The 16,427-nt window shown below is 64.5% G+C and carries 18 protein-coding genes and 3 pseudogenes; 15 read left to right on the top strand and 6 right to left on the bottom strand.

The genetic code is table 11. The features are described 5' to 3' along the window. Window positions 1-4: 4 nt before the first annotated feature. From IPI01_03405 to IPI01_03345, 13 genes and pseudogenes are all read left to right on the top strand, one after another. Window positions 5-634: a hypothetical protein gene (locus tag IPI01_03405; protein ID MBK7256863.1), complete on the top strand. Its 630-nt coding sequence runs from the start codon at window positions 5-7 to the stop codon at window positions 632-634. Next, complete coding sequence (locus IPI01_03400; GenBank protein ID MBK7256862.1) at window positions 635-937, top strand: (2Fe-2S)-binding protein; 303 nt, start codon at window positions 635-637, stop codon at window positions 935-937. It begins immediately after the preceding gene. Beyond that, window positions 924-1,283, top strand: coding sequence for a (2Fe-2S) ferredoxin domain-containing protein (locus tag IPI01_03395; protein MBK7256861.1), 360 nt, complete (start codon window positions 924-926; stop codon window positions 1,281-1,283). The genes IPI01_03400 and IPI01_03395 overlap by 14 nt, the downstream gene beginning before the upstream one ends. Window positions 1,284-1,359: 76 nt before the next feature. Beyond that, window positions 1,360-1,993, top strand: a pseudogene (gene nth / locus IPI01_03390) (endonuclease III). Window positions 1,994-2,240: 247 nt separating this feature from the next. Next, window positions 2,241-3,362 carry a 4Fe-4S dicluster domain-containing protein gene (locus IPI01_03385; GenBank protein ID MBK7256860.1) on the top strand — a complete coding sequence of 374 codons (1,122 nt, stop codon included), beginning with the start codon at window positions 2,241-2,243 and terminating at the stop codon, window positions 3,360-3,362. 10 nt (window positions 3,363-3,372) lie between these two features. Then, entirely contained in the window at window positions 3,373-3,852 is a 480-nt protein-coding gene (locus IPI01_03380) for a cyclic nucleotide-binding domain-containing protein (protein MBK7256859.1), read from the top strand. A gap of 26 nt (window positions 3,853-3,878) precedes the next feature. Beyond that, complete coding sequence (locus tag IPI01_03375) at window positions 3,879-4,709, top strand: FAD/NAD(P)-binding protein (protein MBK7256858.1); 831 nt, start codon at window positions 3,879-3,881, stop codon at window positions 4,707-4,709. A 1-nt stretch (window position 4,710) separates the two neighbouring features. After that, window positions 4,711-5,487, top strand: coding sequence for an oxidoreductase (locus IPI01_03370; GenBank protein MBK7256857.1), 777 nt, complete (start codon window positions 4,711-4,713; stop codon window positions 5,485-5,487). Then, window positions 5,477-6,761, top strand: a pseudogene (locus IPI01_03365) (Ni/Fe hydrogenase subunit alpha). The gene IPI01_03370 and the pseudogene IPI01_03365 overlap by 11 nt, the downstream one beginning before the upstream one ends. Continuing rightward, window positions 6,758-7,249: a hydrogenase maturation protease gene (locus tag IPI01_03360; GenBank protein ID MBK7256856.1), complete on the top strand. Its 492-nt coding sequence runs from the start codon at window positions 6,758-6,760 to the stop codon at window positions 7,247-7,249. Before IPI01_03365 ends, IPI01_03360 begins: the two are co-directional and overlap by 4 nt. Then, window positions 7,246-7,794, top strand: a complete 549-nt coding sequence (locus IPI01_03355; protein MBK7256855.1) for an HDIG domain-containing protein — start codon at window positions 7,246-7,248, stop codon at window positions 7,792-7,794. The genes IPI01_03360 and IPI01_03355 overlap by 4 nt, the downstream gene beginning before the upstream one ends. Window positions 7,795-9,562: 1,768 nt before the next feature. Then, window positions 9,563-9,919: a hypothetical protein gene (locus IPI01_03350; GenBank protein MBK7256854.1), complete on the top strand. Its 357-nt coding sequence runs from the start codon at window positions 9,563-9,565 to the stop codon at window positions 9,917-9,919. A 48-nt stretch (window positions 9,920-9,967) separates the two neighbouring features. Continuing rightward, window positions 9,968-10,138 carry a hypothetical protein gene (locus IPI01_03345; GenBank protein ID MBK7256853.1) on the top strand — a complete coding sequence of 57 codons (171 nt, stop codon included), beginning with the start codon at window positions 9,968-9,970 and terminating at the stop codon, window positions 10,136-10,138. Between the two features lie 86 nt (window positions 10,139-10,224). Here IPI01_03345 and IPI01_03340 read toward each other — a convergent pair. Beyond that, window positions 10,225-10,389 (bottom strand): annotated as a pseudogene (locus IPI01_03340) (tetratricopeptide repeat protein). Window positions 10,390-10,642: 253 nt separating this feature from the next. Between IPI01_03340 and IPI01_03335 the strand changes: the two are divergent. Beyond that, a complete protein-coding gene (locus tag IPI01_03335; protein MBK7256852.1) occupies window positions 10,643-10,960 on the top strand; it encodes a hypothetical protein in 318 nt (105 codons plus the stop codon). Window positions 10,961-11,275: 315 nt separating this feature from the next. Here IPI01_03335 and IPI01_03330 read toward each other — a convergent pair whose 3' ends face one another. The 5 genes from IPI01_03330 to IPI01_03310 form a co-directional block, all read right to left on the bottom strand. After that, window positions 11,276-11,782: a hypothetical protein gene (locus IPI01_03330; GenBank protein MBK7256851.1), complete on the bottom strand. Its 507-nt coding sequence runs from the start codon at window positions 11,780-11,782 to the stop codon at window positions 11,276-11,278. Between the two features lie 141 nt (window positions 11,783-11,923). Continuing rightward, on the bottom strand, window positions 11,924-12,679 hold the full coding sequence (locus tag IPI01_03325; protein ID MBK7256850.1) for a response regulator transcription factor: 756 nt from the start codon (window positions 12,677-12,679) through the stop codon (window positions 11,924-11,926). Between the two features lie 2 nt (window positions 12,680-12,681). Further along, complete coding sequence (locus IPI01_03320; GenBank protein ID MBK7256849.1) at window positions 12,682-13,722, bottom strand: histidine kinase; 1,041 nt, start codon at window positions 13,720-13,722, stop codon at window positions 12,682-12,684. An 85-nt stretch (window positions 13,723-13,807) separates the two neighbouring features. Beyond that, window positions 13,808-14,437: a hypothetical protein gene (locus IPI01_03315; protein MBK7256848.1), complete on the bottom strand. Its 630-nt coding sequence runs from the start codon at window positions 14,435-14,437 to the stop codon at window positions 13,808-13,810. A 165-nt stretch (window positions 14,438-14,602) separates the two neighbouring features. Then, window positions 14,603-15,487: a hypothetical protein gene (locus IPI01_03310; GenBank protein MBK7256847.1), complete on the bottom strand. Its 885-nt coding sequence runs from the start codon at window positions 15,485-15,487 to the stop codon at window positions 14,603-14,605. A gap of 158 nt (window positions 15,488-15,645) precedes the next feature. On the opposite strand from IPI01_03310, the gene IPI01_03305 reads away from it, so the two are divergent. After that, entirely contained in the window at window positions 15,646-16,398 is a 753-nt protein-coding gene (locus IPI01_03305; GenBank protein ID MBK7256846.1) for a hypothetical protein, read from the top strand. The last annotated feature ends 29 nt before the right edge of the window (window positions 16,399-16,427 follow it).

The raw sequence follows: 16,427 nt of genomic DNA, 5'->3' as shown, positions 1-16,427 counted from the left end.
GGGGATGATGCGGCTGACCGGACGGGTATGGTGGGGAGTGTTGCTGATCGTGCTCGGCATCCTCTTCATCCTCGATGAACATTCGAAATTCCATATCAGCGCGGTCCTGCTCTCGCTCTGGCCCGTCGCGATCGTCGGCGCGGGTGTCTACCTCATCATGCACGCCCGCCGGCCGGTGGACGAGTCGGCCCTCGAGACCGCCCCTCTCGCGGATATAGGGATCGGACGCCGTGTCGTCGAGACAGCCTCCTCGAGTATCCGGGTGGCCAATGTCTTCGGAGAGGTCCGGTCACGGGTGGAGGCGCGCAATTTCACCGGGGGGTCTCTTTCCACCGTCATGGGGATCGCGACGGCGGATCTCACCAGGGCTGCTCTCGCGCCCGGTGAACACTCTCTCAAAGTGGATACCGTCATGGGATCGGTGATCGTGCGCCTCCCGCGGGGGATGGCGTATACGGTGACGGCGGACGGCGTCATGGGGACCGTGCGGGCGGGCACGGCGGTGCGCAACGGGTTCTTCCCCTCGGTGCACTATGTGTCGGAAGGGTACCGTGATGCTGCGAGCCGGATCCATCTCGACCTCTCGACCGTGTTCGGCGAGGTCCGTGTCGAAACGGATGCGGAGCCCTCGTAGATGCCTGTCGTACGGTTCATGCCCTCAGGGACGGAACGGGCCATACGCGCCGGGGCAACGATCCTGGCCGCCGCCAATCAGGCCGAGATGCCGATCGGTCAATCGTGCAGCGGTGATGGGATCTGTGGCTGGTGCCGCGTCACGCTCCTGGCGGGAGCGGAGAATATGCTTCCGCCGGGGCCGCTGGAGAAGAAGTTGATGAAGGAGAAGGAGTTCACGGGGAACGAACGTGCCGCGTGCCTCGCGAAAGTGAACGGTGACGTCACGGTCACGACAACATACTGGGGTCATGAACATGTATGAACGCCATGTCTTTGTCTGTACCAACGAACGGGCCAAGGATCATCCCCGCGGGTGCTGCCACGCGAAGGGATCGATCGAGGTCCGTGATGCGTTGAAGGTTGCGATCGGCGCCCGCGGACTGAACAAGATCGTTCGCGGCAACGCCGCGGGATGCCTGGATGCGTGCGAGCACGGGGTCTCCATGGTGATCTATCCGGAGGGGATCTGGTACGGGCATGTGACGGTTGCGGATGTCCCCGAGATCGTCGATCGTACGATCGTCCAGGGAGAGGTGATCGAACGCCTTCTCATCAAGGATGACCGGTACAAGCCCGCATCGCTGTCATTCCCGAAACTCACGATCTGAACCTCACTGCGGAGCACGAATGGCAGGGACACGAGCAGCGAAGACTCCCGTGCGTACGACCTCACGCGCGGAATCCATGGAGAAGAAGCAGCAGCGGGCGCTGAAGGTCGTCAAGTCGCTGCGCAAGGATTTTCCGGAAGCCCGCACGGCGCTCACGCACGGGACGCCCTTTCAGCTTCTGGTGGCAACGATCCTGTCCGCGCAATGTACGGATGAACGCGTGAACATGGTGACCCCCGTCCTCTTTGCACGGTACGCGGGGGTGCCTGCACTCGCCTCGGCCGACCAGGCCGAGCTGGAGGAGATCATCCGCTCGACCGGATTCTTCCGCATGAAGGCGAAGAACATCATCGCCTGTGCGAAGGGACTCATGGACCGGTTCGGTGGCGAGGTCCCGTCGACGATCGATGAGCTCGTCACTCTTCCCGGGGTGGGGAGGAAGACCGCGAACGTCGTCCTCGGCCAGGCGTTCGGTATCTCCTCCGGCGTGGTCGTTGACACCCACGTACACAGGCTCTCGCGCCGGTTGGGATTTTCCCAAAGAGAATACTCCCGAGAAGATCGAACAGGATCTCATGGAGGTGTTCCCGAAACGTACCTGGATCGAGATCTCGAATCTGCTGATATTGCACGGCCGCCGGACATGTCCGGCACGGAAGCCGAAATGCGATATGTGCCGTGTGGCGGAGGACTGTCCGCAGATCCTGTAGCGCATCCGGTCCTCTCGCATTGCTGGCCATGATCACCCGTCCTGTTGCAGAAATCAGCAGTTGCGCCTGTTTTGCATCTATAAGAACTTTACGGGGTGTTTCTTGTCATCGGTGCGAATGATGCATTGATGCATGGGTGGTCTTCCCCGGTTTGGCAGGTTTTTCGGCCTCCCTCAGTTGGCACACCTTCTGCACTTCAATACTATCCCATCGCATATCCATCCTTCCCATCGTCTGAGGCACGCACATGCAAATTGTGGAGCTCAACGATCTTCAGGACCTTCTCGCCGCACTTATGACGCAGGGCTATACCGTGATCGGACCGAAGATCCGGGACGGTGCCATCTCCTTTGACACGGTGGAGCGTGTGGAGGAATTCCCCCGGGGGTGGACGGATGTGCAGGATGCCGGCACGTATCGCATCGCCCCCGGTGCCGACGATAGCCTCTTCATGTTCACCGTAGGGCCACATTCCTGGAAACGCTACCTCTTTCCCTCGCGTCTCCGGCTTTTCGCAGCCCGGAAAGAAGGGAAAGGATTCGCTGTAGAGCCGGAGGACGCTGTTCCCGCGCGGCCGTTCGCATTCATTGGTGTACGCGCCTGTGAACTCGCTGCGCTGGCCATCCAGGACAAGATCTTCATGTCCGGCGCGTACAGGGACCGGCACTACGCACAGACGCGCTCTTCGGCGTTCATCGTTGCGGTCAATTGTGCACAGGCAGGAGGGACCTGCTTCTGTGCCTCCATGGGGACGGGTCCGCGTGCGCGCGAAGGCTTCGATCTCGCGTTGACGGAAGTGAGGGAGGGCACCCGCCACTATTTCGTTGTGGAGATGGGGAGTGACCGGGGACGGGAGGTCCTGGAGCACGTGACGCATCGCCCCGCGGAGAAGGAAGAAGCGGAACGCGCGGCGGCGGTCGCACGGCGTACCACGGCAGCCATGGGGCGCACGCTCGAGACAAAGGGCCTCGCAGGCATCCTCCGCGACAATTTCGAGCATCCCCGCTGGGATGACATCAGCAAGCGGTGCCTCTCGTGCGCGAACTGCACGATGGTATGTCCCACCTGTTTCTGCTCGACCGTGGAAGATCTCACAGACCTGACGGGCGATCACGCCGAGCGCTGGCGCCGGTGGGACTCCTGTTTCACTGCCGACTTCACCCGTGTCGCTGGTGGGAACATCCGCATGAGCACCCGCACGCGGTATAGACAATGGCTGACACACAAACTGTCGAATTGGGTTGAGCAATTCGGCACCTCGGGATGCGTCGGTTGTGGCCGGTGTATCACCTGGTGCCCTGTGGGGATCGATATCACTGCGGAGGCCACGGCCATCCGCGAATCCACCATCGCCACCACCAACGGATAGGAAGTGCGCCATGGAAAAAGACGACCTTTCAGAGATCATGCGCCAGCATCCCTTCCTGGCGGGATTGTCATTTGAACATATGCAGACCCTCATCGGTTGTGCGAGCAATGTGCGGTTCGCCGACGGTGACACGATCATTCACGAAGGACAGGTTGCCAATAAGTTCTACCTGATGCGCAGCGGCCGCGTGGCGCTCCAGATGGACGTCCCGGGAAAGACCGCGCTCCGGATCCAGACCGTCGGGCCGGGAGAGATCCTCGGCTGGTCGTGGCTGATCTCGCCCTTCCGGTGGCATTTCAGCGGCATCGTCGTCCTCGAAACGCGCGCGATCGCCCTGGACGGCGAATGTCTCCGCGCCAAATGTGAAAAGGACACGTCCTTCGGGTATGAGATGTTGAAGCGCCTCTCGCAGGTGATGGAACGAAGGCTCGATGCGACACGCCTGCAGCTGATCGATCTCTACGACACGACCGGCGGGGTTGCCCGATGACACGAAAGGTGCACACGCAACCGGAGATGATCGGCGACCCCATGACCACGCAGCCGGTCGTGATACGCAAGATCATCTGGGAGAATGACGACACATTCACGCTCACGCTGGACCTGGATGGGATCGGAGGGGGATATGCGTTCCTGCCGGGGCAATTCAATATGGTGTATGTGTTCGGTACGGGCGAGGCCGCGGTCTCGATCAGCTCCGATCCTGCGCGTCCGGGAACGCTCGACCACACCATCCACCGGGTCGGGTTGGTGACCTCAGCACTTGCGCAGAAGAAACGTGGGGACCTGATCGGGATCCGGGGGCCGTTCGGCTCCTCCTGGCCGATCGAGGTTGCGAAGGGGAAGGATGTGTGCATTGCTTCCGGCGGCATCGGCCTTGCGCCGCTCCGTCCGGTGATCTACAGCATGCTCAAGAACAGGAGCGCCTACGGCCGCATCATCGTTCTGTACGGAGGAAGGAGCCCTCTGGACCTGCTGTACCGCGTGGAACTCGAGCGGTGGGCGAATGATTTCGAAGTGGAAGTGCTCGTGACGGTGGATCGGGGCGATTCCTCGTGGAAGGGGCACATCGGGGTGGTGACGTCGCTCTTTCAATACATCAAGCTGGACGCGCGCGAGACCATCGCGTACGTCTGTGGGCCGGAGATCATGATGAAATACACGATCGACGAGCTTGAACGGCGCGGCGTTCCGCAGGAACAGATGTACGTGTCGATGGAACGCAATATGAAGTGTGCCATCGGATTCTGCGGCCACTGTCAGTACGGGCCCACATTCATTTGCAAAGAAGGGCCGGTCTATCCGGTCCCACGTGTGCGTCCACTCCTGGACAGGAAGGAACTCTGACATGGCCACCAAGAAACCGAAGATCGCCGTCTTCAAGTTTGCCTCCTGCGATGGCTGTCAGCTTTCGCTGCTCGATGCCGAAGACCATCTGCTTGCCGTTGCGGGGGCCGTGGATATCGCGAATTTCCCCGAGGCATCCCGGCGCGTGGTGAAGGGCCCCTATGATATCGGCCTCGTCGAGGGGAGCATCACCACGCCGCACGATGTGGAGCGGGTCCGCGAGATCCGGAAGTCCTGCCGCGTGCTCATCACGATCGGTGCCTGCGCGACCGCGGGTGGCATCCAGGCATTGCGCAACTGGAAGGACGTGAAGGAGTTCACGCGGCTGGTGTATGCATCGCCGGAGTACATCTCAACGCTCGACCGCTCGATGCCGGTCGGGTCCTATGTGCACGTGGACTTCGAGCTGCGCGGATGTCCGATCAATAAGTTCCAGCTCCTGGAAGTGTTGAACGCATCGTTGAACAAGCGGAAGCCGACGATACCGTCGCACAGCGTGTGCATGGAATGCAAACTCCGTGGCACCGTCTGCGTGCTGGTGGCGAAGCAGACCCCGTGTCTCGGTCCTGTCACACAGGCCGGATGTGGCGGGCTCTGTCCTTCGTACGACCGCGGATGCTATGGGTGCTTTGGACCGATGGAAAACCCGAACCCTCCTGCCCTCAGCAAGCGGTTCCTCGAGCTGGGGAAGGACCGCCGGGACGTGATGCTCATGTACCGCGGGTTCAACGCGTATGCGGAAGCATTCCGCAAGGAGAGCGACGCCCATGAAAAATAGGGTCATCAAGGTCGACACCCTCGCCCGCGTGGAAGGGGAAGGCGGGATCTTCATCAAGATCACGGACGGGAAGATCACCGACACGAAGGTGCGCATCTATGAGCCACCGCGCTTCTTCGAGGCATTCATGCGCGGCCGGAGCTTTGCCGAGGCACCCGACATCACGGCGCGCATCTGCGGCATCTGTCCCGTCGCCTATCAGATGAGTGCGGTGCACGCCATGGAGGACGCCTTCGGAGTGGTCGTGGACGGACAGCTGCGCGAGTTGCGCCGTTTGTTGTACTGCGGGGAATGGATCGAAAGCCATGTCCTGCACGTGTACATGCTGCATGCCCCTGACTTCCTCGGGTATGAGGATGCGCTGCAGCTGGCGAAGGACAAGCCGGAGCTCGTGCGGAATGCGCTGCGGATGAAGAAGATCGGGAACGAGATCGTGAGTGTGATCGGCGGACGCGAGATCCACCCGATCAGTGTCCGCGTCGGCGGCTTCTACAAGGTCCCGTCCCGACAGGATCTGGAGAGGCTGGTGGAAGACTTGAAGTGGGGCAGGGACATGGCGATCGCGACGGCAAAAGCTTGTCGCGACGTTCGAGTTCCCTGTGCTCGAAGTGGACTACGAGTACGTTGCGGTCCATCATCCGTCCGAGTATCCCATGCTTGGCAACCGGATCATGACGGGGCACGGACTCGACATTGCGGTGCGGGAGTACGAGTTCCACTTTGAGGAGCGGCATATCCCGCATTCCAATGCGCTCCACTCCGTGCTGAAAGGGCACGGGAACTACCATGTCGGCCCACTCGCGCGGTTCAATCTGAGCTTCGACAAGCTCTCTCCGATGGCCAGGCAAGTGGCCGCCGATGTCGGGGTCGTTCCGCCGGTCATGAATCCGTTCAAGAGCATCGTCGTGCGCGCCATCGAAACGGTCTACGCCTACGATCTGGCTCTCCAGATCATCGCGGACTATGAACCGCCGCCCGAACCCGCCGTCCCTGTCGCCCCGGTGCCGGGGATCGGGTTCGGAGCGAGTGAGGCCCCGCGCGGAATGCTCTATCATCGCTACCGCCTCGATGACGAAGGAGCCATCATGGACGCCAAGATCGTGCCGCCGACGGCCCAGAACCTCGGGACCATGGAGAGCGATCTGCGGAAGTTCGTGACAGCCAACATCGACATGGAGAGGGAACAGCTGACTTGGAAAGCCGAGCAGGCCGTGCGCAACTATGACCCCTGTATCTCCTGTGCGACCCACTTTGTGACGATCGAACGGGAATGAACAGCGGGATCCTTGTGATCGGCATCGGGAATGAGTTCCGTTCGGACGATGGGCTCGGACTGTATGCCGCGCGGGAGTTGAAACGGCGTGGCTGTGCCGGCGTGACCGTGATCGAGCATCCGGGCGAAGGGTCATCCCTTCACGAGGCCTGGCAGGGGTGCGGCTGCGCCATGCTCATCGATGCGGTCAGCTCCGGGGGTACGCCGGGCAGCGTCCACCGGGTCGATTGCCATCGTGATCCGGTCCCGCATTCGCTTTTTCGGTCCTCAAGTCATACCTTTGGGGTGTCAGAGGCGATCGCGCTCGGGCGAACCCTGGGGTCTCTCCCCGGTGTGCTGCTGCTGTACGGCGTCGAAGGGCGCACCTTTGAGCCCGGACGCGGCCTCAGTGAGGCCGTCGTGCGCGGCATTCCCGCGCTCATCGCCCGGATCGAGGAGGACATTGCCGACCTGACGCACCGTACGCAACCAGCCGGAGGATATGCGTGACACGACAGCAAGCACTCGACCTGCTCCACGAATACACTCTCACCGAACCCCTCCGCAAACATGCCCTTGCCGTGGAAGCGGCGATGAGCGCCTACGCCCGGAAGTTCGGGGAGGACGAAGAACTGTGGTGCGTTGTCGGCCTGCTGCATGACTTCGATTACGAACGGTTCCCTTCGTATCCTGACCATCCCACGAAGGGGTCGGAGATCCTGAAGGAGAAGGGGGTGGCTGACGAGGTGCGGCGCGTGATCATGTCGCACGTGCCGGACACAGGGATCCCCCGCGATACACGCATGGCGAAGGCGCTCTTCGCCTGCGACGAATTGTGTGGTTTCATCATGGCCGCTGCCGTGATCCGTCCGAACAAGATCGCCGACCTCGAGGTCTCGTCCGTCAAGAAGAAGCTGAAGGACAAGGCGTTCGCGCGTGCCGTGAGCCGGGAAGACATCACCGGCGGTGCCGCCGACCTCGGCGTCCCCCTCGAAGAACATATCGGCTTCGTCATCGCGGCGATGCGTGAGCGCGCGAGTGTCCTCGGCCTCTGATCCAGTTGTTACCGGGAAGGCGGCGCAGGGAATTCTCACGTGCTCCTTCCGCTGATCGCCGAGTGTCGCGTCCGTGCACACCTGCGCGCCTTCCTGGGAGCACCAACGTCGTTCCTTCCTGGCATCAGTCTTGCTATCCAACCGCGGGGGGGGGGAATTTTCCCCCCCCCCCCCCCCCCCCCCCCCCCCCCCCCCCCCCCCCCCCCCCCCCCCCCCCCCCCCCCCAAAAAAAAACCCCCCCCCCCCCCCCCCCCACCCCCCCCCCCCCCCCCCCCCCCCCCCCCCCCCCCCCCCCCCCCCCCCCCCCCCTCCCCCCCCCCCCCCCCCCCCCCCCCCCCCCCCCCCCCCCCGCCCCCCCCCCCCCCCCCCGGGGGGGGCCCCCCCCCCCCCCCCCCCCCCCCCCCCCCCCCCCCCCCCCCCCCGGGGGGCCCCCCCCCCCCCCCCCCCCCCCCCCCAGCGGCCCCCCTCCTCCCCCCCCCCCCCCCCCCCCCCCCCCCCCCCCCCCCCCCCCCCCCCCCGGGGCCGGGGGGCCCCCCCGGCCCGCGGGCCCCGCGCCCCCCCCCCCCCCCCCCCCCCCCCCCCCCCCCCCCCCCCCCCCCCCCGCCGGGGCCCCCCACCCCCCCGGCCCCCCCCCCCCCCCCCCCCCCCCCCCCCCCCCCCCCGCGCCCCCCCCCCCCCCCCCGGGGTCCCCCCCCCCCCCCCCCCCCCCCCGGGTTTTCCCCCCCCCCCCCCCCCCCCCCCCCCCGGCCCCCCCCGGGGGGGGGGGGGCCCCCCCCCCGCGGTCCCCCCCCCCCCCCCCCCCCCCCCCCCCCCCCCCCCCCCCCCCCCCCCCCCCCCCCCCCCCCCCCGGGGGCGGGGGGGGGGGGGGCCCCCCCCCCCCCCCCCCCCCCCCCCCCCCCCGCCCCCCTTTCCCCCCCCCCCCCCCCCCCCCCCCCCCCGGGGGGGGGGTTTTCCTTTTTTCTTTTTTTCCCCCCCCGCCGGGGGGGGGGGGGGCCCCCTTTTTCCCCCCCCCCGGGCCCCCCCCCCCCCGGGGGGGGGGGGGGGGGGGCCCCCGGGGGGGGGGGGGGCGGCGGGGTCCCCCCCCCGGGGGGTTTCCCCCCCCCCCCCCCCCCCCCCCCCCCCCCCCCCCCCCCCCCCCCCCCCCGCCCCCGCCCCCCCTTGGCCCGGCCCGGGGCCCCCCCCCCCCCCCCCCCCCCCCCCCCCCCCCCCCCCCCCCCCGCCCCCCCCCCCCCCCCCCCCCCCCCCCCCCCCCCCCCCCCCCCCCCCCCCCCCCCCCCCCCCCCCCCCCCCCCCCCCCCCCCCCCCCCCCCCCCCCCCCCCCCCCCCCCCCCCCCCCCCCCCCCCCCCCCCCCCCCCCCCCCCCCCCCCCCCCCCCCCCCCCCCCGCCCCCCCCCCCCCCCCCCCCCCCCCCCCCCCCCCCCCCCCCCCCCCCCCCCCCCCCCCCCCCCCCCCCCCCCCCCCCCCCCCCCCCCCCCCCCCCGCGCCCCCCCCCCCCCCCCCCCCCCCCCCCCCCCCCCCCCCCCCCCCCCCCCCCCGCCGCCCCCCCCCCCCCCCCCCCCCCCCCCCCCCCCCCCCCCCCCCCCCCCCCCCCCCCCCCCCCCCGCCCCCCCCCCCCCCCCCCCGCCCCCCCCCCCCCGCCCGGGCGGGGCCCCCCCCGCCCCCCCCCCCCCTGACCATGGCAAGCTCCAGGGAGCCGTCATTCAGCGCGAGGATCTTCCTCTCCACGTCACGCGCCTCGGCACCATTCCCCATCGCTTCGTGAACCTCCATGAGACGGAACAGGGTCCTCGCATTGGACAGGTTCGCATGCTGCAGGTCATCGAGCGCATCCTCGTACCGCTTGTCGGCCATAGCGATCATCGCGCGGACGGTCGCCGCATCCTGGAGTGCACGCGGGTCGCCGGTCTTTGATGCCAGGGCCCGGTGTTCATCCGCCTTCCGCCGTGCCGCGGTCAGGTCGTTCTCCTGCACTGCCGCCTCGATCTCCGTGAACAGCAGGCCAAGCCGCGTGCCGATCCTGGCAGGTTCCGGGACGGCGGCGCCGTCGAGCGTCCGGTACGCATCATGCAAGGTAGCGCGAACCTGGTTCGCTCTGCGGACATCGGCGGTTCGCGATTTCAGATAGACGCCGGTCTTTGGATCGGCGGAGCCCGAGGCAAGTATGAGTGTGCCGATGAGGTTCAGGTCTGCGGCCGCCGCCACGGCATTCTTTTCCTTGAGCGCCATGTCCCGCCGGCGTTTGGCTTCGGTGATGGCGCGTTCGAATTTACCTTCGGACACGAATGCCCGGATCAATCCGCTGAGCGCGGCGCGCTTCCACTCGGTCGTGCCGACGTTCTCATAGAGTGTCTGGAAGCGGAGCCGCGCTGCAGCGGGATGTCCCTGCAAGATCAGATCGTTGGCGATCCCGATCGTCGCGCTGTGAAAATGCTTATCGATCGCCAGCGCCTTTTCGTAGGAACGGATGGATTCATCAAAGCGTCCGAGTTTCATCAAGAACTCTGCATACGAGTCGTACGGATTGGGTTCATCGGGGATGGCCTCCACATACCGCTTGAATGCGGTCTCGGCGGCCTCGTTCCGGCCCAGGGCCATGTTCGCATACCCCAGAAGGTTCAGCGCCGGTGGGCAGCCGGGCTGTATGCTCAGGATGTTCTCAAACTCGGTGATGGCTTCGTCATTCCGGTGTGTGGTGTAGAGCAGCGTACCGAGTGTCAACCGTGCCCAGACATCCTCGGGATGCATCACGACAACATCCCGCGTCAATTCCTCGGTCCGTGTGGTACTGCCGGTGATGAGTGCGTGATGGGCCTCGATCAGAAGACGCTCTCCGTCGGTCACCTTCCCCGTGAGCGTCATCGCCGCTGCGATGTGGGTCATGGCCACCTCCTCGGACGGAGCGAGTACGGACAGGAGGTACCGGGCCATGGCGAACTCCTGGTCGAGGTTCGTGGCGTGGATGAGGACCGTGCGGGCCTCATCGAGCCGGGCGTTATATATGAGTGTGAGGGCCCTGGTGTATTCCGCGCGGGCCTCGGGCGATGTGGTGGTGATGCGTACCTCATCGGATACCGGCGAGGCGGACGCGGGAAGACTGATGACGGCGCACAGAGCCGCAACGAAGAGCAGAAGTACAACGCGTGCCTTCATGATGGGACCTCCGTAATGGTATGCACAGGGATGTCGCGGCACTGTGCGCGACATGGATCCGCTCTGACGGGTGGCACGCAGGGCGCCGTGCACCATCCGCGATGGAGCGTTCACTGCGACGTGTTCCGGGTATGGTCCTGCGAAGGAGGGGGAGAGGCGTCTGGCATGGTGCTGTCCTCGCGTCATGATCGTTGTCTCCGATCCGGAACACGCACGAAGCAAGGAAGGTGGGGTGATGGTGCGGCTTCACCCGCGGCGTAACGTACCGAGCAGCCCGATCAAAGTCAAGTGGTCGCGTTCGAAGAGAAACGTACGTGAGGCAACGGGGTGGTCACTGCAGGTGCGATCGCAGGAACCGGATATAACTCCGGCTTGCGAGGAGATATCCTTCGGTCTCCTCGATGCGGCGATGCACGATGTCGTGCGGGACGCCACGGAAGACGAGCCCATGCGTGTGCAGGTAGTGCAGGTATTCGTGCATGAAGGTGTCGTCGGATTCATCCTCGCCGACGAGGACGATAAGGGCGGGCGGAATGAATGCTCCGGTGAAATCCTTCCCCTGAAAGCGCCCCGGATTGGCGGCGATGATCCGGTCGCTGGTCTCCTGATCGACAAAAACGACATGCAGCCGTTCTCCGCTGCAGGTAACGCCCATCTCAGAATCGACCACGGCGCACAGCGCCGCATAATATGCCGTGCTCCTGTGCAGGCGTCCATCGTATGCGACGACATGCAGTCCGGGGGTTTCGTTGAAGCTGGACGGCAGACGATCCTGCGAAAGACCGGCAGCCGCGGTTCCTACGAGAAGCACATAGACCATCACTGCACAACGTGTCATCCCACCGATCCCTGGTTGTTCTAGTGTATCCGGTTCAGGAACCGTGCCAGACTGAAAACGGTGAGCACTGATCGGAAACAGCGATCCAGGGGGAGCGCGCCGGAAATCTGTACAATCGACCCAACAGGCGGACGCCAGCGGTCAGGTATCCATCCACTTCCGAAACGTCGCCGCGCGTTCCACGCTGACAAGGGCTTCGATGCCTTTCGGTTCGGCAGGTTCAAGTGTGAGCCGGAGCCGGGAGCGCGACCAGGGGACCATCGCGTGGATGGCCTTGAAAGAGACGATCATCTTCCGGTTGATCCTGAAGAAATGCTCCGGGTCGAGGAGCTCCTCCAGTGCATCCAGGGTCTGATCAACAGGGTAGCACTGGCGTGAGGTAGTGGTGAGGAATACGGAGCCCTCCAGGGCATGAAAGTACGCCACGTCGGGGGTCTCCACGATACGTATCTTTTCCCCGAACTGGATCAGGAACCGCCGCTTGTACTGCGGGGATGAACCCTTCACCTGCCGGAGCAACTCCTCCATATCGGGTTGCAGTGCCCGGGCCATGCTCCCGACCTTCGCCAGACTTTCCCGGAGATCGGCAGCGCGGATCGGCTTGAGGAGGTAATCGATGCTGTTGACCTTGAAGGCGCGAAGCGCATACTGGTCGTAGGCCGTCGTGAAGATGATCGGGCTCTTGACCGTGATGGAATCGAAGATGTCGAAGCTCAGTCCATCGGCAAGCTGGATATCCAGGAAGAGGAGGTCCGCCGTGTGCAGACGGAGCCATGCCACGGCGTCAGCCACCGATCCGTGTATTGCAGCGATGCGGATGGCCGGATCGATCTCGCGCAGGAGATCCGCGAGACGATCCGCGGCGAGCTGTTCATCTTCAACGATGAGAACGTCCATGGTCATTCGTGGATGATGAGTGGGAGTTCTGCTATGAACTGGTCATGCGCCAGTGTGAACCGTGGAGGAACTGTGCCAAGGTGGTCGAAGCGCTTGCGGAGATTGTTCAGGCCGATCCCCGTTGAATGGGTCCCTGCCGACCGGAGTTGCAGGTTGTTCCGCACGACCAGCAGGCCGTCCCTGGCTGCAATGGTGATGTGGAGGGGGGCTTCGGCCGTGGCCCTGTTGTGCTTGAAGGCGTTCTCCACCACCGTCTGCACGGCGAGAGGCGGAACGAGCAGGTCAAGCTGGTCGGTCGCGACCTCGATATCGACGTGCACCGCATCGGTGAACCGGAGAGATTGGAGGTACAGGTAGGATCGGACAAATGCCAACTCGCGGCGGAGTCCCACGAGCGGGAGGTCGATGACCTCCAGGATGTACCTGTAGGCGGCCGCGAACTCGTCCACGAATTGCTGCGCACGTGCAGGATCCCGGCCGATCAGTGAAGAGAGGACGTTCAGGCTGTTGAACAGGAAATGCGGATTCAATTGGGTCTTCAGCAACGTGAAGCGGATCTCCGCATTCTCGCGCTCAAGCACCTCGGCGCGCCGCCGCTCTTCCGCGGTCCTGCGCGATGCCATGAATGCCTCCAGGCCGGCCATGATGATGACGTTCAGGACCCCGGCGATCAAGGCGTTGTTGACCACATTCTTCATGAGGCTGTCCGCATAGGGGGCCAGCGCATGGACGGCAACAGTGAGAGCGGCCCCGGGCACGGAGCCGATCACGGTGGCCAGCAGAGCTTCGCCGGGGATCCGGGTGACAAACGCTCGCTCCCATGGCATGAGCCTGTCAAGCGTCCGGATGACAGCGCCGTTGATCAGGAACAACAGGATAGCAACAGGTGTCGCTGCGAAGGTGCCGAAGGCGAGCCGGAAGAGGAATTCGAGTGGCCCGCCCAGGAGGATGTAGCCTGTCGCATTGTTATACAGGATGATGATCGCCTCGATGGCGGCGACGATCGCAAGGATGAAGAGAAAGGATGTGCGGTTGAGTTTCATGATCGATCCAATGTCGGGAAAAAACACGAAAAATGCCGGAGGCGCCCGACGCATTGCGCGCCGGGCGCTTCCATGGCATGCCTGCTCAGAAGAGGTCCCACCGTGCGGTCATCCCGACGCCGCCCTTGCGGAAGATGGACTCGGATGTCCCGAGCAGCTGGACCGGTGACGTGTTGCGGATGGTTGCCGTGACGCCCAGCCAGAAGGAACCACCGAAGCGGTACTGGGCGCTGATGGCAGGCTCGAAGACCGCGAACGTGGTCTGGTCGATCACTTCGTCCCTCCATGCCTTCTGCGTACGGTATTCCTTGTCATACTGATACATGATGACCCCCTGGCCCATGAGCACGGACGCAGACGCAACAAAATCATCGCTGAAACGGAAGTATCGTTCGATGTAGATCCCCGAGTACCCGGTCGACATGTGATACGTCCCATCCGCGACGAGGGCGGTCAACCGCTTGTCCAGGTACGGTGCGGCAAAGCCGAAGCCGATGCCCCACGTCTGGTCGAGCACAATGCCTGCTTTCACGTCCAGGATCCCGGATGCCACGCCGTCGATCGTGGTGTAACGGCCTCCCACCGTGATGGTGCCGCCCACGGTTGTCGACCCGATCTTCAGCCCTTCCTGTTCGGTGGGCCCCTGTGCGCCCGCGGTGCCGGTGATGCTGAGTGCGATCGCGCAGGCGATGGCGAGTGTGCGCTTGAGTGTCATGATGTCCTCTCTTTCGTGATCGTGTGGTGTATGTTGATGCGTGGCCTGGTGAACACACGCAAGATACCACACGACCCCGGCGGGAGAAAACAAAAGGCAGTGAACCTGCAGAATGGGGAGATGAACCTGCGTACAGGAGGATGAACCGACGGGATGTGCCCCGGATCAGAGGTCGAGCGAGAACCCGATCCCGAGGTCATTACGCTTCACGTCGAAATATTGATGATACATTTCGACACCGCTGTGATAGCTGACGAACACCCGGATGCCGCTCTGTTCCCAGGTGCCGAACTTGATGCCCCCTTCGGCGACATTCGATCCGGACAGGGTGCCGACGCCGGTGAGGAGGAAATGATCCGCAAGGTAGAGCGTGGTGGCTTTTCCGAAGAGCGGGCCTGTCCATCCCGACGTGCGGGCAACAAATCCCTGAAAGGCGTTGAACCGGAGCATGCGTGCCGGGCGGCAGAACCATGCCTGCTGGAATCCTGCATAGAGCAAAACGCCCCAGGACTCGCCATGCGGTTCATATGCAGCAGTGAGTTCTCCGTAGTCGCGGGAATAGGGGCGGGGGAGTTGGCCATCGATCCAGGTCTCGGTCTCGAGACGGAAATGGCCATCGATGAAGTGAGAACTCAGGTGGAGGATGCGCATGCGGAGGTACACCGTGGATGACGCATGCTGCTTGCGGAGGGTGATATGCCCGCCGAAATATCCGTCCACCGCGTCGACCTGAAGATGCAGTCCCTGATACGACGTCGTGAGAGCGAAGACGAACATCTCGGCGCCGATGCGAAGGGATATGCCGGGATCGGATGCCGGCTCATAGCCGATCAGGTCCAGTGCGCTGCCGATATCGAGCCGCATGCGCGTAGACCCGAATTCCCGCCGCACCCCCACACGGACCTCCTCGGGATTGGCGGCCAGGGGGGTGAAAATGCTTGCCCCCGGAAGGAATGTGACGCCGCCCGTGCGTTCCGGTTCTCCGGCGGAGCATGCAACGGTCGAGGCGCAGGTGACGAGGATCGCACAAAGGGCCGCACGTGGTCGCACTGGGTTCCGCAGGGAGTGGCACAAGGATGGCATCATATGATGGCATCAATATAGAGAACGGTGGCTGGAGTGTCAATGCGCCGATTGAATGTCACTTCCCCGTTTCGTACATTCCACAATTCACATCAACACAGTCAGAGTCCACCCGGAGTACACCGATGAAACGCTTGCTGCTACTGCTTCTTTGTGCATCATTCATGGCACCGCTGGCAACGACCCAGGAGGAGCCCATTCCACCGAAGCGTTCGCGCATGGCGAAGATGGGGCTCTTCGGCGGGTTCACTCCCGGCTACCTGTTCATGGATGTGAAGCCGATCAATACCTTCCTCGCTGCAGGGAAGGGCGCTGCGTTGAGTGAAGGCGGCGTCTTCATGACGGGTGGGGCGGGTGCTGCCTACATCATGGTCCTTCAGAATGTCCGGGTCGGCGGTATGGGTCTGTCGGGCGGACTGAAGAGCTCTTCCCCGGATATCTCCGGCCTCCGCCGCGATGCGGAATTGAGTGTCGGCATGGGTGCGTTGACCGTGGAGTACGTGCTTCCCCTGGCCGTGCATCTTGACCTGGCGTTCGGTGCCACGTTGGGCTGGGGGTTCATGGACCTGACGTTGCGCCAGAGCAACGGCGGGTCGAACACCTGGATCGGGGAGCAGCAGGCCTTTGGCGGGACCGGCACAACGGCGGTACCGAATGGCACACGGATCCTGAACGGGTCCTTCCTCCTCTGGGCACCCACCGCGAACGTGGAGTATGCGGTGCTGAGCTGGCTCGCGCTCCGCGTCGGCGCCACGTACAGCATGATGTCGTTCCCGTCATGGCAGGTGGACGGCAAATATGAACTTCTCGGCGTTCCGTCGGAGGTGTCGGGAAAGGGACTGATGCTGCAGGGTGGGATACTGATAGGAACCTTCTAGGGATAACACCAATTGTCCATTGAGGATTG

Source organism: Ignavibacteriota bacterium (assembly GCA_016707525.1).
GTDB lineage: Bacteria > Bacteroidota > Ignavibacteria > UBA10030 > UBA6906 > JAGDMK01.
The sequence above is the reverse complement of the archived record's forward strand: the minus strand, read 5'-3'. Positions and strand labels throughout refer to the sequence as shown.

Coding starts and splice junctions, on each gene's coding strand:
- IPI01_03405 (MBK7256863.1), top strand. CDS start 5: ATGATGCGGCTGACCGGACGGGTATGGTGGGGAGTGTTGCTGATCGTG.
- IPI01_03400 (MBK7256862.1), top strand. CDS start 635: ATGCCTGTCGTACGGTTCATGCCCTCAGGGACGGAACGGGCCATACGC.
- IPI01_03395 (MBK7256861.1), top strand. CDS start 924: ATGAACATGTATGAACGCCATGTCTTTGTCTGTACCAACGAACGGGCC.
- IPI01_03385 (MBK7256860.1), top strand. CDS start 2,241: ATGCAAATTGTGGAGCTCAACGATCTTCAGGACCTTCTCGCCGCACTT.
- IPI01_03380 (MBK7256859.1), top strand. CDS start 3,373: ATGGAAAAAGACGACCTTTCAGAGATCATGCGCCAGCATCCCTTCCTG.
- IPI01_03375 (MBK7256858.1), top strand. CDS start 3,879: ATGATCGGCGACCCCATGACCACGCAGCCGGTCGTGATACGCAAGATC.
- IPI01_03370 (MBK7256857.1), top strand. CDS start 4,711: ATGGCCACCAAGAAACCGAAGATCGCCGTCTTCAAGTTTGCCTCCTGC.
- IPI01_03360 (MBK7256856.1), top strand. CDS start 6,758: ATGAACAGCGGGATCCTTGTGATCGGCATCGGGAATGAGTTCCGTTCG.
- IPI01_03350 (MBK7256854.1), top strand. CDS start 9,563: ATGAGACGGAACAGGGTCCTCGCATTGGACAGGTTCGCATGCTGCAGG.
- IPI01_03345 (MBK7256853.1), top strand. CDS start 9,968: ATGAGGTTCAGGTCTGCGGCCGCCGCCACGGCATTCTTTTCCTTGAGC.
- IPI01_03330 (MBK7256851.1), bottom strand. CDS start 11,782: ATGACACGTTGTGCAGTGATGGTCTATGTGCTTCTCGTAGGAACCGCG.
- IPI01_03325 (MBK7256850.1), bottom strand. CDS start 12,679: ATGGACGTTCTCATCGTTGAAGATGAACAGCTCGCCGCGGATCGTCTC.
- IPI01_03320 (MBK7256849.1), bottom strand. CDS start 13,722: ATGAAACTCAACCGCACATCCTTTCTCTTCATCCTTGCGATCGTCGCC.
- IPI01_03315 (MBK7256848.1), bottom strand. CDS start 14,437: ATGACACTCAAGCGCACACTCGCCATCGCCTGCGCGATCGCACTCAGC.
- IPI01_03305 (MBK7256846.1), top strand. CDS start 15,646: ATGAAACGCTTGCTGCTACTGCTTCTTTGTGCATCATTCATGGCACCG.